This window comes from Anaerotignum faecicola, from assembly GCA_024460105.1.
Lineage (GTDB): Bacteria > Bacillota > Clostridia > Lachnospirales > Anaerotignaceae > JANFXS01.
On the sequence record JANFXS010000138.1, the window covers coordinates 1 to 532 of the forward strand.

The 532-nt window shown below is 52.6% G+C and carries 1 pseudogene; it reads left to right on the forward strand.

What is annotated here, in order from left to right:
- Window positions 1-532, forward strand: a pseudogene (locus NE664_13160) (ferredoxin).

Consider the following 532-nt stretch of genomic DNA (forward strand, 5'->3'; position numbering starts at 1 on the left):
GGTGGAGGTAGCCTTAGGCGGTGACTTAACTGCGGCGGCGGAAGCGGCCGAGTGGGCGGAGGCCTATAAAGAGGGGAAGAAGATGACGACTTCCTGCTGTCCGGCTTTCGTCAACATGATCAAACAGCATTATCCGATGCTTCTGGATCATATGTCAACAACGGTATCCCCGATGTGTGCTGTGTCCAGAATGTTTTAGGCGCAGGATCCGGAGACCATTACCGTCTTCATCGGGCCGTGTATCGCAAAGAAGAGCGAGACTCTGGATTTAAATATCAAGGATAACGCGGATTATGCCATGACGCTGGGCGAGGCCCACGCCATGATGGTTGCAAAGGGCGTGGATTTAGAGCCGGAAGAGAATACGCTTCAGCAGGGCTCTGTATTCGGAAAACGTTTTGGCAACGGCGGCGGCGTGACGGCGGCAGTGTTAGAATGTCTGAAGGAAACAGGCGAAAATGCCGAAATCAATGTTATGAAGTGCAATGGAGCCGCTGAGTGCAAAAAGGCGCTGATGCTTCTTAAGATTGGC